11 protein-coding genes are annotated in these 16,170 nt (G+C 67.8%); 2 read left to right on the plus strand and 9 right to left on the minus strand.

Features of this window, described 5'->3' with window-relative positions; genetic code table 11:
• Positions 1–105: 105 nt before the first annotated feature.
• Together NLX83_RS15710 and NLX83_RS15715 are read left to right on the plus strand one after the other, a co-directional pair.
• Positions 106–1,833: an ATP-dependent nuclease gene (locus NLX83_RS15710; protein ID WP_254235582.1), complete on the plus strand. Its 1,728-nt coding sequence runs from the start codon at positions 106–108 to the stop codon at positions 1,831–1,833.
• Complete coding sequence (locus NLX83_RS15715) at positions 1,830–3,593, plus strand: ATP-dependent helicase (protein WP_308209312.1); 1,764 nt, start codon at positions 1,830–1,832, stop codon at positions 3,591–3,593. The genes NLX83_RS15710 and NLX83_RS15715 overlap by 4 nt, the downstream gene beginning before the upstream one ends.
• 105 nt (positions 3,594–3,698) lie before the next feature.
• Here the strand turns inward: NLX83_RS15715 and NLX83_RS15720 are convergent, their stop codons facing one another.
• From NLX83_RS15720 to NLX83_RS15760, 9 genes are all read right to left on the minus strand, one after another.
• Positions 3,699–5,033 carry a hypothetical protein gene (locus NLX83_RS15720; protein WP_254235584.1) on the minus strand — a complete coding sequence of 445 codons (1,335 nt, stop codon included), beginning with the start codon at positions 5,031–5,033 and terminating at the stop codon, positions 3,699–3,701.
• 169 nt (positions 5,034–5,202) lie between these two features.
• Positions 5,203–6,006, minus strand: coding sequence for a hypothetical protein (locus NLX83_RS15725; protein ID WP_254235585.1), 804 nt, complete (start codon positions 6,004–6,006; stop codon positions 5,203–5,205).
• Between the two features lie 284 nt (positions 6,007–6,290).
• The gene (locus NLX83_RS15730) at positions 6,291–7,214 is read right to left on the minus strand and encodes a C40 family peptidase (protein ID WP_254235586.1); all 924 of its coding nucleotides are present in this window, start codon (positions 7,212–7,214) and stop codon (positions 6,291–6,293) included.
• On the minus strand, positions 7,211–8,236 hold the full coding sequence (locus NLX83_RS15735) for a replication-relaxation family protein (protein ID WP_254235587.1): 1,026 nt from the start codon (positions 8,234–8,236) through the stop codon (positions 7,211–7,213). The genes NLX83_RS15730 and NLX83_RS15735 overlap by 4 nt, the downstream gene beginning before the upstream one ends.
• Positions 8,237–8,261: 25 nt before the next feature.
• A complete protein-coding gene (locus NLX83_RS15740) occupies positions 8,262–10,655 on the minus strand; it encodes a type IV secretory system conjugative DNA transfer family protein (RefSeq protein ID WP_254235588.1) in 2,394 nt (797 codons plus the stop codon).
• Positions 10,652–11,398, minus strand: coding sequence for a GP88 family protein (locus NLX83_RS15745; RefSeq protein WP_254235589.1), 747 nt, complete (start codon positions 11,396–11,398; stop codon positions 10,652–10,654). The genes NLX83_RS15740 and NLX83_RS15745 overlap by 4 nt, the downstream gene beginning before the upstream one ends.
• Before the next feature lie 28 nt (positions 11,399–11,426).
• Positions 11,427–13,304 (minus strand): VirB4 family type IV secretion system protein, encoded by a 1,878-nt coding sequence (locus tag NLX83_RS15750; RefSeq protein ID WP_254235590.1) that lies wholly within the window; start codon positions 13,302–13,304, stop codon positions 11,427–11,429.
• A complete protein-coding gene (locus NLX83_RS15755; RefSeq protein WP_254235591.1) occupies positions 13,301–14,311 on the minus strand; it encodes a PrgI family protein in 1,011 nt (336 codons plus the stop codon). Before NLX83_RS15755 ends, NLX83_RS15750 begins: the two co-directional genes overlap by 4 nt.
• A complete protein-coding gene (locus NLX83_RS15760) occupies positions 14,308–16,170 on the minus strand; it encodes a hypothetical protein (RefSeq protein ID WP_254235592.1) in 1,863 nt (620 codons plus the stop codon). The genes NLX83_RS15755 and NLX83_RS15760 overlap by 4 nt, the downstream gene beginning before the upstream one ends.

Genomic DNA, 16,170 nt, shown 5'->3' on the forward strand with positions numbered 1-16,170 from the left:
TGTCTAGGCTGCGAGGCTACGGCTCGCGCATTGCACGAGCCTGGACCGGGTCCACTGCACGACGTTACGGCCACCCGGATCTGGTCCCGGAGCGTGGAGAGCGTAGTGCGTATCGACCGACTCGTCGTGAAGAACTTCCGCAACCTGGCGGATGTTGACCTTCGCCTTGAACCGGGCTCTGTTGTGGTCGGCGAGAATGGTGTGGGCAAGAGCAACCTGTTGCATGCGATCCGGCTCGTGCTCGATCCGTCGCTGTCATCCCAGGAGCGGAACCTCAGCCGCGATGACTTCTGGGACGGCTTGAGCGACAGCACCGTCAACTGGGACCCGATGGCCGCCGAAGAGGTCATCATGATCTCGGTCGAGTTGGTGGAGTTCGAGGACCAGCATGCCCTTGTCGCCGTGCTGGGGGACGCGCTCGTGCCAGGCGATCCGATGCGCGCTCGCCTGACCTACTTGTTCGCCCCACGTGACACGGGATCGTTGGACCCCGGCGCCACGGTGTCCTACCAGGCGCAGCTCTTCGGCGGCGAGAACGCGGACAAGCCGCTCCACCCGGATCTGCGCGGTTACCTGTGCCTGGTCTTCCTGCCAGCGCTGCGCGACGTGGAGACCGACCTGAACAACTACCGCCGTTCGCCGCTGCGCACGTTGCTGGAGGCCGCAGCCAGCGCCGTGCCGACGAGCGAGCTCGACGCCGTTCGGCAAGCGATGAAGGACGCCAACGAGAAGGTCAACGACCTCGGCGAGATCAAGCAGGTCGCGGTCAACATCAGCAAGCGCATCGCCGACATCGTGGGCGCCAACCAAGCGCTGGAGACTGAACTCGCCGTCGCCGCCGACGATCCACTGCGTCTGATCCGTAACATGAAGCTGTTCGTCGACGGCCCAGCCCACCGTCGACTCGGCACCACCAGCCTCGGAACGCTCAACGTGCTCTACCTGGCGCTGCTGGAACTCGGCCTCGAGCACAAGCTCCGTACCGCCGACATCGCCCACGTCGTCATGGCGATCGAAGAACCCGAAGCTCACCTGCACCCGCACATGCAGCGCTCGGTGTTCCGGCGCCTGCTCAACCCCGACGACACCGACCGCACCACGCTGGTGACGACACAATCCCCGCACATCGCCAGTGTCGCCGCGCCGCGCAGTCTCGTCGTCCTGCGCGAGGTCGACGGCCAGACCACGGCGGCCTCCGCCCACGAAGCCGAGCTGACTGACGCCGAGTGGGACGACATCGCCCGCTACCTTGACGCCACCCGCGCTGAACTCGTCTTCGCCCGCCGTGTCCTGCTGGTCGAGGGATATGCCGAGCAGGTTCTTCTCCCCGCCCTCGCCCGCACCCGCGGCCTGGATCTCGACAAGGCCGGGGTCACCGTCTGCGCCATCCACGGAACCCACTTCACGACCTACGCTCGCTTCTGCGAAGCGCTCAAGATCCCGTGGGCGGTGGTGACCGACGCTGACCTCACCGACCACGGCGTCAGCGAAGGCGTCCGGCGTGCGGAGAAGCTGCTCGCCGTCATCCGCAAGACCGGCCCCCGCGAGCAGCACGGGATCTTCGTAGGGACCACCACATTCGAGTACGACCTGCTGACCGCGGGCGGTGACAACGTCAACCACTGCTTCGCCACCTTGACCGAGCTGAAGCAGACAATGCACCACCACGACCTCGTGCAGGCGTGGGGATCGACGGCCCCCGATCTCACGGCGTTCATGGACAGGATCGACGCCGTGGGCGGCAAAGGACGTTTCGCGCAACGGCTCGCCCTTCGAGACCTGCGCGCCCCGGGCTATATCGCACGTGCCCTGGACTACCTGGGACGCCAGTGAACTCGCTGTCGGCGTCCATTGGCGCACTGCAAACCAACTCACGGCAGTGGGACGCCTTCTGTAGCCAAGGACACTGCGTCGTGCTCGCCCCGCCCGGCAGTGGGAAAACGAAACTCCTGACCACGCGCCTCGCCTACGATCTGTTCAACACGATTCCGCCACCGCACGGCGCCGCCTGCATCACCCTCACCAGACCAGCTGCCGACGAACTCCGGCACCGCCTGCACCTTCTCGGAACCCCTGAGCGCTCGACCCTCTTTGTCGGGACCGTGCACAGCTTCGCGCTGCGTCGGATCATCGCGCCTTTCGCCGGCCTCGTCGGCCGGCCTGAGTTCGCTACGGCCTCGATCGCGACCACGCAGCAGGTCAACGACGCCTTCAAGCGTGCCAACACGATCGTCTTCGGCCCGGACGGTGACACGCGCGCAAGACGAGTGGCCATCGACTACCATCGCACGAAGCTGTCCGACGACGCCGAATGGGCGGCCAGCGGCGTCGGCATCCGAGATGCTGCGGTGCTCTACGAGCAGCACCTTCTCGACCAAGGGCTGATCGACTTCTCCAGGGCAATCGCCACTGCGGTGGACCTCGTCGAGCAACACGAACTGGTCCGCACAGTCCTCGCCGCCCGGCATCCCCGCCTCTACGTCGACGAGTACCAGGACCTCGCACCAGGACTCCACCGCCTCGTGCGCGCCTTGTGCTTCGACTACTCGATCCACGCGGAGCTCTTCGCCGTCGGCGACCCCGACCAAGCGGTGTACGGCTGGACTGGAACCCGCCCCGAACTGCTCGACGAGCTCGCCGCCACCCCAGGCGTGATGACGGTCCGGCTGGACCACAACTACCGGTCCAGGAACGAGATCATCCGCGTCGCGAACCTGCTCCGCCAAGGCGCGCACCACATGGTCGGTGACCGAGCCGGAGGCGCGGTAATCGCGACCCGGTACATCGCTGGCTTCCGCGCCCAGTGCGACGCAGCCGCCCAAGCAGCGCAGGACGCACACAAGCGCGGAGTCCTCCTACACGACATTGTCGCCCTCTGCGCCACCAACGCCCAATGCCGCCAGGTCGCCCAAGCACTCCGTGATCGGGGCATCCCCGCCACCGTCCGCAGCACCGAATACGGGCAGACTCTCGCCACCACCTTCGTTGAAGCGTGTGCAGCGTGGTCAGTCCTGGGCCGAGAGAACAGCAGCCACTCCCTCGGAACCCTGCTCAAGCGCTGGCGCCAACTCCTGGGATCGCGTTGGCAACGCGAGGACGACGTACGCCTCACCACGCTGCTCATGAACTCTCGACGCAACGCGACCCGGCTCGCCCAGGACTTCCTCAATGAACTCCTCGACCTCGGCCTACGGGAAGGATTCGAATCCGTCACCCGCTCCGAGGACGCCGCAGCCATCGCCGACATGTCGGCCGCGCTCACAAGTGGACCGATTGCCGGACTGACCGTCCACGATCTCTCGCAACGAGCGCGTAAACTCGATAGAGTTGAAGTGACGACCATGACGTTGAGCAAAGGGCTCGAATTCGACCTCGTTCTAATCCTCGGAATGGACGAAAGGCAAATGCCGCACTTCAATTCGTTCGACAGTCCCACAAAAATGGCCGAAGATCGCAGGAAATTCTATGTTTCGGTCACCCGGGCTCGCGACGAGGTGCAGATCTTCTGCTCGGGCTACGTTCAATGGTCGAACGGAAATCGATCATGCGATGGCCCCAGTCGATTTTTGGCAGAAATCGGCCTGTATCCGTAGGTCCTTCGGGGCTGAGGGGCAGGAATCCATCTTCTGTGGGGTAATTGTTAAAAATGTTCAACCTGCTTATGTGCATTTCCATTGGCCGGGTCGAATCTCGTTTGCTTAATCGTGGCCCCCACTATTGGGGATGAGTATGGAGCTGATAACTTTGTTGGTGTCTTGAAGCGTTCTGACAGGAATGATCAGTTCGCCTTCGAATACGCGATGATGTCCGCGGGCGGTGATGCTCCAGGTGCCATGCAGCTCGGTAGTGTCGGATGCTCTTGTGGTCAGAACGAACTCATCTATATCGGTCACATGGACGCTACGCGGGCGCAGCGCACCCAAGTCCACGGTCAGAGTCGTGAAGCTGCCATAGTTCCGGTAAGAAACACCACGAACATTGGCAGGAGTTCGAGAACTTATATCTGCGAAAAGCAACGGGTCCAGAATCGCGCCCTGTAGGAGAGTATCGGTCCCCCAGGGGGTGGGGGGATTTGGCAGTGTTGATGTCAGGCTGAAATCGTCACGCTCCACTGGGTCAATAGTCCGAGCGGGTCCAATATTGACCTGAAGCTGCGCGTTCTCCAGGAAGGCGTCGCTATTGTTGTGAACGCTCAAATGAGATCCGTGGCCGGCGGCGCCAGCCAAGTGGTCAAGCAGCTCCGGCCAAGCTTCACGCACCTTCTCCTTCCAGCGCTCGACTTCATCCAAGAACGCTGCCCGGCTGCGACGATCGACTGGCGGCATTGATGAAATGACGCTGAAGGCTGTAATAACCTCAGGACTCAAGGAAAGCTCGGAACGTTTTGGTAGACGCCTGAGGTTTCCGGCAACGTGTTCTAGGTACTCGTTAAGTGCTTCCTCGGACTCGTGTGGGTGTCGCACGGCACTACCGAGAAACTTGACGTCGAGTTCGACCGCGACGGGCTTCCGTTGGACTCGGTCGATCATTGCTCGAACCTCTGCGCCCTTAGCCAGCCTGGTCTCACCGTCAGCGCGGAGAAAGATGGCGCCGTCCGTCAGTTTGTCCGCACCGTCGTTCCTGCATGTCCAGACCTCACCTGTGGGCGGCATGACGACAATGATGATGACGTCTCTTCCGTTGGCTGCGGGTATGCGCTCAAAATCCCAGCCTGGCCCTGGAGTTCCGGTGCAGCGGTCGACGAAGCGCTGGAGATCCTTGGCCTCGAAAGCGCGGATACCGTGGATCGCACCGGGTGCGACTCCTAGGATCATCAACGCGTGCCCTTCAAGGTATCGCGCCGCGATGTCAGGATCTCGGTTGGCCGCGCCGAGGATGAACTTCACTACCTTAGCTCGCCCGGCGGCTTCGTCAAGATCGATATCGGACTTCAGTTCGAGGTAGTGTCGCTCGACCCGGTCGTCAGTCTTGCTGATTTCGTTGATCAGCGAAGACCATGCGATCTGCCCACGGGGCAGCGTCGAGAAGTCCATGGTGACCGTCCAGTCCGATGCGGTAGAACGTGGCGAGAGCAATCTACCTCCTCCCACCGACAGTCGAGTCCATGTCGTACCAAGTGGCGCTGGCGCTGGAGCTGTCGCGTGTCGTTGGATCCCGCCTGCACTCCGTAGCCAATTCTTTATGGCTCCCATCTTCGTGTGACTACCGCGTATTCCCTAGAGGGGGATTCTTTGGGCTGATAAAGGTCGAGATGTCCGAGCTGGGTACGCAATCACCGGAATGTGTCTTCTTGGCTTCCGGCCACTCTGACAGGGGGAGCATGGGTTGATAGTTGGGGTCCACCCAGTCGCAAGATTGACAGATTCCTTCTGAGATCTCGTACGACCCGCAGTCGTCGCAGGGGTGAAAGTTGGGGTTCAGAATTTCGTTCATGCGAATGTGTGCTCCGGCGTACATTCCAATGATGTGGCGCACCATTTCTGATCCGATGTCAGCATCGATATACCGTGCATTCTTTGAATGCGTAAGCCAGTTGACGTATGTCCACGTTTGCTCCGATACCCTTTTCAGGTACGCTCGAAGCTCCTTGGCGCTACTTCCTGGGGCAAGATAGTTCGCGAGTAGGGCTGCCCATGCTTTGACGTCAGCTGCGCGAGGAGCCTGTTCTCCCTCCGGTATCAAGCGATCATCCGCTACTTCCATCGCAAAGGTCACAAGGCATTCACGAAGTCGGACACCGACTGCCTGAAAATCTTCGGCTTCACTTCCGTGCAGCATTGCTTCCACGGCTTGAGCCCAACGTCCCCACGTGCCGGGCGCCATCTCATCTTCCCTATATATGGCCTGGTCGTGTTGAGACCTCACTCGGGTAGTCAGGCCGATATGAAATGTCAGCGCTACGTCGCGGCTCTTGAAGTCGTTCTGGGTGTAGAGATTCATTGGATGATTGATCACCCACCACCGGCTGTCCGTGCAGTGCACATCCCAGATGTCGTAGAGAGTCATGCCGACTCGCTCCTCGGTGGCGAACTCGACATGGACGACCTTCTCCCGCGTCTGGGACTCGACGTAGAGTCGAACCATGTCCCTGTTGCGAACGCTGTTCCCCATCCCGGGCCCGGATCCTTCCTGTATGTGACGTGATCTGCTGGTTGAACAATATAGCGGCGGGGAGAAATTAGTTTTCTGGGGACTCTCGTCCAAGTCAATCGGGATGGACGTTGTGCCATGCTAAGACTTGTCGACATCGGGCGACATCTATGGGAAGGCAGTCGTCGCTTGGGTAATCCTCAGTGCGCAGGTCTGGCGCCGGTGACGAACTGATCACCGTTCCAGCGATAGTCGCTGATCTGTACGGGCTTATTGAAGGTTGGAGCGTGGATCATTTTCTCTTGGCCAATGAAGATGCCGACATGCGTGATTCTGACGCGGGGATTGTCGTAGAAGACGAGGTCTCCTGGTTGGAGCTGGTCGTGCGGAACGCGATGGAGGGCGCGGTATTGGGCGTCGGCGGTGCGGGGGAGAAAGACTCCTGCGGAGTGGTAGGCGGCTTTGGTGAGCCCGGAGCAGTCGAAGCCGTGCTCTCCGGCGTCGGGTCCGTCGCCGCCCCAGACGTAGGGCTGGCCGAGTTGGCCGTGCGCGTAGGCGATCGCCTGTGCCGCAGCGGGATTCGGGGAGCTTCCGGGCGCGGGGGCGCGGTAGGCGTTGGCCTGGGTGAGGACTTTGGTGACGTGCCAGTCGGCGTGGTTGTAGGCGAAGATCGCGCGCCGGAGGTCGCCGCTGCCTGCACCGTTGTCGCAGAGGTAGTGGGCGGCGGCGTGGATGGCGTCGTGCGGGTTGTACGGGGAGGGCGGGTTCGTTCCGCCCGCGGGGAGTGGGTGGCGGCGCACGACGGCGTCGAAGGTGGGTTGTAGGAACTGCATCGGTCCCTTGGCCTTGGCCGAGTTCGCGCCGGAGTGGACGCCGGGCAGGGTGCTGCGGCCGTGATTGGTTTCGACTTTGCCGATGGCGGCGAGCACGGCCCAGTCGAGTCCGGGGCAGCGTCCGGCGGCGGTGCGGTAGAGGGCGAGGTAGTCGCCGGGGATGTCGTCGAGCGCGCTCGTGCTCGGCGTGCTGCCTCCGCCGAGCAGCAGGGAAACGGCGGCGTGGGCGGTGGCGAGCACGGTGGTGGCCAGGGCGAGCAGGACGGCGGCGACGGCGAGGACGATCTTCACGACGGTCGTCCGTGCCAGGCGAGCGGCTCCTCCGGCGGCATCGGATCGGGCACCGCCACGCCGGTCCCGCTGAGCGTCGCGGCGTTCTCCGCGTGCGAGCTGGCGGGCCGTGCGGGGAGTTCGTCGAGGCGGCATCGTCTCGACGCCGAACTGGTTGCGCCTGCGGCGTGGAGGGGAAGCCAGCGGGCTGCCGCGGGGTCCTGTTGGGCGCCGAACAGGTCGGTCGCGGTGGTGGCGACTGGGACGAGCGCCGGGTCATCGAGCGCCGCGTGCGCGGTGAGGAGGACGCGTCGAGCGGTGGCTTCGCGGGCGGTGCTGTGCAGCCAGAACAGCACGGGAATGGTGATGCCGGTGGCAGCGGCGAGGTCGGCGTAGTCGCGCAACTTCGCCGCGAGCACGGCGAGGGTTTCGGTACCGGTGTCGTACTCCAGGAAGAAGTCGACTTCGCGATCACCGTGGTGCCAGCGGCCGTAACCGTCGGGACGCGCGAGGTCGCCGATATGGAGGCGGCAGCGCTTCTCCGACCACCACACGCTGAGCCGCCCGTGGTCGGAACGCAGTCGACCGCGGTGGACGAGTGCGGCGAAGAAGTCGTTGGTGCCGACAGTGTGGGCCAGGCGCAGGGAGTGGGCGATTCCGATCGCCGCTCGGTGCTCGTAGCCGAGTGCCTTGAGCGGGAGGCCGGCTTCGTGAGCGAGCAGCACGGCCCCGGCGGTGTCGAGGACGTAGTGCGCCGGGGCGGTGCCGATGGTGACGAAGGGCTGGAACCGATCCACGACCCGCGCCTCGTAGAGGGCGCGGAGGCGGAGGTTCGCTGCGCGGCGGCTGGGCCACGCGAGCGCGGTGATCTGGTGGGTGGTCAACACCTTGTGTTCCAACAGCATCCGGGCCAGCCACCGATCGCGGGCGGTGAGCCGAGCGGCCAGGTGAGCCTGGTGTTGGGCGCTTCCTGCGTGGCGGATGGGGACGCGACGAGGCATGTGCCCGCGCAGTTGTCGTTGCCGCGTGGTGTTGGTGATCACGGTGAACCTCCTGAGCCGGTCCGGTTTAGGCGGCGCCGCGGGCGTTCGGCGCGGGCGCGAACGCACCGTGTGGACCGGTGTTGACGGCGGCGGCGCGGCGAATGGCTTTGATGCGCCCGGGGATGGCGGGCGGGAGTTTCTCGGTGCGCAGGGTGAACGCCGGGGTGGTGGCGCCGTGGGAGACGAGGCGGACGGCGGCTTGGAAGGCGTCGAGGTGAGCGAGGTCGTGCTCGGTGAGCTGGGGGTGGGTGTGGCGGGCGAGGCGGCGGGCGTCCTCGGGGCTGGCGGAGAGGATGATCTTGGTTCGGGCGTTGGCGGAGATGCTTTCGGCGAGTTCGCGGGAGAGCTGGTCGAGGTTCTGGTGTGCCAGGAGCACAGACAGGGCGTAGGCGCGGGCTTCGGCGAGCATGTCGTCCAGAGGGATGGGCAGGTTCAGGAAGTTGTGCGCCTCATCCACGTAGAGCCCGGCGTCGCGCCGTTGGTGTCGGGGTATTGCGGCGCGGGCGGTGGTGGCGTGCCAGGTCGCGGCGACGATGATCGAGCCGACCAGACGGGCGGTGTCGGCGCCGAGGTGGTCTTTGGCCAGGCGTACGAGGCAGAGGCCGCCGTCGTCGAGCACCCGGTTCATGTCCACTGTGGAGGGTCCGGCGGTGATGGCGTTGCGGACGAACGGTCGGAGCAGGAGTCCGCGGAGTTTGTTCATCAGCGGTCCGGTGATGTGCAGGCGGGCGGCGTCGGAGAGGTCGTTGTAGTCGGCCCAGAAGGTGCGCAGCATCGGGTCGCCGACGTGGGCGAGCGCGCGGTGCCGGAACGCCTGGTTGGTCAGCAGGGTCGGGAGGTCGCTGAGTTTCGGGGTGCCGGGGGCGGCGGCGAGGGTGAGCAGACCGCAGCGCAGGACGTCCTCGGTGCGGGGTCCCCAGCTGGAGGCGTAGATGCGGGAGATGATCGAGACGAGGTTGTCGGCCGCCCGCAGGCGATCGGGTGCGTCGAGGGGGTTGAGGACCGGTGGCCGGGTGGTGGAGCGGGCGTCGAAGAGCACGACGCGTGGGCCGAGGTGTTCGGGTAGGCGGGCGAGGATGTCGGTGACGAGATCGCCCTTGGGGTCGATCACCACCGCGCCGCGCCCGTGGGTGGCGTCGTCGAGGGCGAGGCGGGCGAGGAGTTCGCTCTTGCCGGAGCCGGTCGGGCCGAGGATGTGCACGTGGTGGCGTGCGTCGGCCAGGCGCAGGCCGATCGGGCGGGCCGCTCCGGCGTCGCTGATCCCGAGCGGTTTGATCCCGGGCCCGGTGGTGGCGATGCCGGGCGGCGGTGGGATCGGGCGGGCTCCGGCCCGCCGCAGCCCGAGCACCGTGTCATCGGTAGGCAGGTGCGCGACTGCGGCCAGTTCCGGCACCGAGTACAGGTTCCCGCGTGCCCACCGTCGCGTGTTCACCCACGGCTGGGGCTGGGGGAGTCGGGCGCGGCGGAGGTGGTTGTGGTCGGAGAACGCCGCGAAGGCCGCGGCGACCGCGTGCGCTCGTCCGCGCACCGCGCTGCGGGCGACCGAGGTCTCCGCGGGATCGGGCACGGTGGTGAGCGCGTAGCGCAGGTGCGCGGTGAACGCGGTCCCGCGCAGCTTCGTCACCACCGCCCGGTCCTGCACAGTGGCTGCCATCGTCGTCTGCCGATCCACGAGCCGTGCCGGGTGGCGGCCCGGCGTGACCGCGTCCAGCACCCGGCCGGGTGTCGCGGTGGCACGCAGGCGGCGGGCCGCGCGCCGGGCGGCGGCGACGCGCAACGCTGCGGCGGGGCGGGCGAGGATCTGCACGCACACGGCCTCGTGGTCGCCGAGCACGCCGGGAGCGGCGAGCAGCGCGCGCAGCGGATCGGCCGGGTGGTCGGTGCGCAGCGGCAGCGCCTCGGCCATCGCGAGCCGAAGACGTCCGCCCGCCGCGACCACGTTCTCCCCGTTCGGCAGGAGCGTGGTGGCGGGGCGGGTGCGGGTGTGGGCGCCGGGCCAGGCGGCTTCGATCGCGCGCTCGACCATCCCTGCCGGGATCACTCCGGGCACCCACAGTTGGATGTCGATCCCGGAGTGGGTGAACACGTACTCGAAGGCGACATGCGGTTGGAACCACCGCAGCCGCTTGGGCCGCAGCAGCCCGAGCATGTTGGACCACAACGTGATCGCCCCCTCCACGGTCGCGGTCGGGGGCGGCAGGATCGAGATGACGCGCGCCCGCGCGCCCAGCCGCCGTCTCCACTCCTGGCGCCACCACAGCGACACAGCGAGCACCACAGCGCCGACGATCCCCGTCGTGGGCAGGACGATCGGCCACCACCGCGTGGCGATCCCGGTGAGGGCGTCCAGGAGCTGGGTGAGCGTGCCGGAGGGGTCGTGCAGGAACTCCACGACCGGCGGCCACAACTGGTGTCTCATGCCGCGTCCCGTTCCCCGGACTCGCGTGCACGGTTTCGGGTGGTTTCGGCTTGCCAGGTACGGAAGGTCCTGCCCCGCAACCGCTTCCGCGCGCTGGGCAGCCGGTTCGCCGGGATGCCGACCCGGCGCGGGCCGAGCACGGCCAGCAGGTCGGAGGCTTCCTGCGAGGCCCAGCCCGCCTCGGTGATCGCGTCACTGTCGGGGAACACATCCGCGACCCGGTCATCCTCGCGGAGTTCGGCGTCCTGCGTGCCACCGAAGCTGAACACCCACCGGAAGTTGCCCGGCGGATCAGGAACGACCAGACGCCGCACGCGGTCGACTTCCTTGGTGTAGCAGTAGAAGTAGGTTGCGGGGCGGGCGCGGATGATCCGCAGCCACGCCGTGAGGTATGTGTCGGAGAAGAAGTCACCGGAGTCGTGGATGCGCACCCACGCGCCGGTGAAGCGGGGCGCGGCGAGCTCGGCGAGCATCGCCTTCTCCCACCCGTGCGGGTCGTCGAGCACGAAGGCGAGGTTCGCGGCGTGCTTGGCCGCGACGACGGGCCAGGTGTAGGTGCCCGCGCGGGCGTAGCACGCCTGCGCGCACACTCCCGCCGACGGACACGTGCGCACCGTGCGCCCGTCCGGCAGGCGCAGGGCCAGGGCGGGCAAGGTCCAGTTCCACACGCCGATCCGGCGCAGCCGCGCGTTCTGCGTCAACAACCGCTTCGGCCGTGGGATAACGGGTTCGATCGCGGACATGGCAGTCCCTTCACGCGAATGCGGGGTGTCAGGCGGGGTCGAGGTCGACCACGGCGTCCTCGTCCTGCGGCGCGGGCTCGTCGTCGAGGTCGAGCTGTCCGGGCGCGCCGGTGGTGAGGTGGGCGAGTTCGGCGGGGTCGGTGGTGATCAGCTCGTGCTCGGTGGGCGAGGCGATGACCTGCACGGCGACCCGGTGCGCGCCCACCGACATCAACCCTTGGCCGCGGTCGGCGGTGAGCAGGAACTGCTTCTCCCCTTCCGATAGGGAGAAGGTGTCGGTGACCTCGGCGATGGCTTGGGTTGCTTGGCGGAGCAGGATCTGGGTGGCGGAGTTGGCGATGACCGCGCGGCCGAGTTCGGAGCCGAGGACGTCGGCGGTGTCCTGACTGGCCAACGTCAGGCCCGCCCAGTACTTGCGAAACGTCTTGGCCATGCGGAACAGGAACCGCGCGCCCTCCGGCAGGCGCATGAGCAACCACGCCTCGTCGACCACGACCAGACGGCGGCGCCGCAGCGCCGGGTTGGCGATGGTGCGCCAGATGTCGTTGAGCACCAACAACGTGCCGACGCTCTTCAACTCATCCGGGAGCTGTCGGAGTGAGAACACCACGAGGTGCCCGTCCGTGCGGGCGGTGGTGGGCCCGGCGAACAGTTCGCTGGCCGAGCCATGGGTGTAGGGATGCAGCCGCGCGACGAGATCGGCGGCGACCGCGCCGCCGTCGGTGCGGAGTACCTCGGCGAGGTCGCGCAGCAGCGGTGCGGGCCGGGTCCAGGTGCGCGGGTCGCTGGTGATCCCGGCGTGGGCGTAGGTGGTGGTGATCGCGGTGTCGAGAACGGCGTTCTCGTGCGCGGTCAACGTGCCGTCGCACATGACCGCGATCGCGGTCTGGAGGAACAGGGTTTGACGGGTGAGGGCGTCGCGCGGGGCGCTGCGGCGTCCGTCGAGTCCGACGTGCACCGGGAGGTCGAAGGGGTTGAACCGGATGCCGGGTGCGCCGATGTCCAGGACGGTGCCGCCGACCGCGCGCGCCATGCGCCCGTACTCGTCCTCGGGGTCGACGATGACCGCGTGGATGCCTCGGTACTGGGCCCGCAGCACCGCGGTCTTGACCCAGTAGGACTTACCCGCGCCGGAGCGGCCGAGGATGACGGTGTTGTAGTTGTCGCAGGCGAATACGTCGTGGTGGACCAGGCCCTGGGAGCCGAGGTTGAACCCGACCAGCGACCCGTTCGGGACTCCGGCGGAGGCGGGGTCGGGTGCGGGCAGATCGGGTGAGGTGAACGGGAACGCCGCGGCGAGCGCGCTGGTGTCGAAGGTCCGCGTCATCGCGATCTGGTCCAGGCCGAGCGGCAGGGTGGTGATCCAGCCCTGCAACGCCCGGAAACTGCACGGGCGGGCGTCCAGCAGCACGCTCGCGGCGAGGGAGCGCAGCGCGCTGACTTCGTCGGCGAGCGCGGTCTCGCTGGTGGCGTGCACGGTGATGTAGAGGCCGACGGTGAACAGCTTGTCGGTGCAGCGGGCGAGCCGGTGCGCGAGATCGGCCGCGTCCTCGGCGGCGGCTTCGGCCTGAGGGTCGGCGAGCTTGCCGGACTCGTAGGTGGAGCGGCGCCCGGACTCCAGGCGCGCCAGCTGTTTGCGCAATCGTCCGGCGGCGATGGACGGATCGACCGGGCTGATGTGCAGCGAGACGTCCACCCGCCCGGGGTGGGCGAGCAGCGGTTGCAGCCAGCCCGCGGTGACCTCGCGCGGGTAGCCGATGACCGCGAAGGAGGCGCTGTGGTCGCCGCCGACCTCCAGGTGCCGGGAGCCGATGCGGATCGAGTCGGGGACGAACCCGCCCGGCTGCCCGGTGTGCTCGGTGGCGTGGTGTCGGCGGAGGAGACGAGCGAGGGCGCGCGGAGTCATGCTGTGTCCTCGGGGTCGGTGGTGGTGATGACCTCCTCCGGCCGCGCCAGCAGGGCGGCGGTGTCGGTGGGGAGGGCGGATTCCGGGTTGCACGCTGCGGTCAGCACCGCGCGCGCCTGCCCGCTGGCCAAGGGTGTGACGGTGATTCCGGCGGGGGCGAGGACGTCGGCGGCCTCGGCCAGTCGCCGCGCGACCCGCGTTTCCGCCGCCCGCACCACGGCGTCCCCGTCGCCCTGCGGTGCCGAGCGCGGACTGATGCCGTGCGGGTGCAGGGGTTCGCGCAGGACGAGCAGCACCTGGCGGCGCAGCAGCACGGTCGAGCGGGAGAGCTGGTCGAGGTAGTCCGCGTGCTCGACGCACGCCGCCTCCAGGGCGGGCGGCAGGCCGGGTGCGGCGGCGCGGAGTTCGGCGATCTGTCCGCCGAGTTCGATCCGGGCGGCGCGGATCAGCAGCTGCACCGGTGCGGTCAGCGAGTGAAGCAGTCGGGCGAACACCCCGACCAGAGCGGCCTGCTCGCCCGGTGTGCGCAGCGCGAAGTTCACCGTCGAGCAGACCGCGACCACCGCGACCCCATCGGCTCCGAGGTCGATGAGCCCGGTCTCACCGACGCCGGTGGCGGGCAGGCCGAGCGGCGCGGGCACCGCGCTGTGCGACCACGGACGCCCGTGCGTGTCGGTCGCGGCGCGCGTGGCCCACTCCGGTGGGGCCAGGACCTGGTCGGCGGCGACCTGCTCCCGGGGCTGCCGGGCGTGGGTGAGCGCGGCCAGCGCCAGCCGCTCCAGTGGGACGCCGTCGCGGCGCACCAACACCAGCGTCGCGACCGCGACGACGATCGGCGCGGCCACCGCCAGGAACACCCACACCGGCACGACGTGCTCGACGAACGTCCACACGCCGTAGAGCAGCAGGGCGGTGACGCCGAGGATCGTCAGCTGGCGTGCGGTCAGCGGCCCGAGCAGCTGGTCCTCGCGGTCGATATCGGAGGGAATTCGCACCGGCCCAGTCACCGTCCACCTCCCCCTTCCGGGCGACCGGTGTGAAACGCCGGTGGCGACGGTCGCTCCACCCGGGCGCGCGTGGTCGGCCGCACCGGGGTACCGGTGTCGAATACCGGTGGCGCGGCGCTACCGGTCGCGCGTGTCGGCGGCGGGGTCTCGTGTTCGGGGGTGGCGGCTTGGAATCGCAGATGCGGCGGCACCGTGGCGGTCCGCATCGTCGGACCAGAGGAAGCGGCTTGCGCTTCCTGGAAGCGCGGCGGGGAGGCCCAGGCACGAAGCTGCGGTGTCCACGCGCCTGGGGCGCGGGTCGAGCTGAAGGGGGGCATCGCGGTACTCCCGAACGGGCCAGTGGGGCGGAAGTGGGTTGGCTTCCCGGGCTGCTGGAACAGCGCCGCGTTCAACCCGTGCGCCGCTCCGGAAACGTGGGGTACTTGGTTGCGCAGGCGGTGCGCGGTGGCCTGCGGGGAGTAGATGCCGCCGAGCCCGCCCCACTGCGACAACGGCGCGGGCCACGGCACGCCTACGCCTCCGCCGCCGGGCGGCTTCGGCGGGCGAGCCCGGCGTGGTCGGGTGCGCCCGCCGAGCACGCCGAAGGCGCGCCCGGCGACGTAGGCGCGCGCCAGCCCGCCGACAAACGAACGCTGCTGTCCGCGCAGCGACGCGAGCACCCAGAACGGGATCTTGATCAAGATGTAGAGCAGCGCGACGACGACGAGCAGGTTCACCAGGCCGTCGACGACCCCGAACAGCGACAGCCCGCCGGGGGTGATGAAGATCCGCATCGTGCACGCCAGCGCCAGCGACTGGGCGACCTGCACGGCGAGCAGCCCAGTGAACGCCCTCCACCACCACTTGGCGATGCCCTCGCTCTGCGGCAGGGCGTGGCAGGCCAGCATCACCGGCGCGGCGGCCACCAGGATCACGGTGAGCGCGACGCGGACGATGAAGGTGAGCAGGACGATCACGAGCATCACGACGATGACCACCGCGATCACCGGCAGGAACAACAAGCTCCCGGGGTTGCTCAACGCCCCGGTGACCAACTGGGACAACGCCGTGGACGCATCCACCGAGGACACGCCGAGCGCGGCCCAGCTCAAGGCGTTGGCCAGCTCGATGACCTTGCCGATCACCAGCCGCGACAGCATCGCCGCGGCGAAGCCCCACACCAGGCGCGGCGCGATGTCAGCGAAGCCGTAACGGGTGTGCAAGCTCTCTCGGGACAGCACGATCAGCCCGCCCGCGAGCACCAGCAGCGCGTAAACGCCGACGGCGATGGCGCGGCTGCCCAGCCACAGCTCGACCATCCGGGGTAGGTCGGCCAACGGCGGCGTCGTCAGCAACGTGGCGGCGAGCAGCTTCAGCAGCGGGGCGAGCGTGGCGGTGATGATCCCGCTGAGCAGTCCGCTGATCGCTCCCGTGATGGCGTCGGTGACCGCGCTGGCCAACCAGCCGAGGCCGCCGCCCGTGGACGGTGTCGTGGTGGTCGGCATGACCGGCGGCGGCGAGGACGGTCTCGGCGAAGAACTCACCGACGGCGCAGCCGAAGGAGACGGAGCGGAGGACGGGGTTGATGCGGGTGGCGTGGCGGGCGTGCCCGTCGAGTTCGGCACCGTGCGGCACACCAGCCGACCACCGGAGACCGGTCCGGTCGGGCAGATGACCTGCGGCCCCGGCGGCGGGGTCGGCGCGCACGGAACCGGGTGCGGACCCGGTCCGGAGCAGTCACCCGCCGGCGGACGGGGTTGGGCGAGCGCGACGACCGCCAGGCACACCAGCAGCCCGGACAGCACCAGCACCGGCACCACCCGCCACCACCGCCCCGCCCCGGACGCGGCGGCCGGAGTCGTGGTGGTGTCGGTGTCCAC

Origin of the sequence: Allokutzneria sp. A3M-2-11 16 (genome assembly GCF_024213555.1) — a bacterium.
Classification (GTDB): Bacteria; Actinomycetota; Actinomycetes; order Mycobacteriales; family Pseudonocardiaceae; genus Allokutzneria.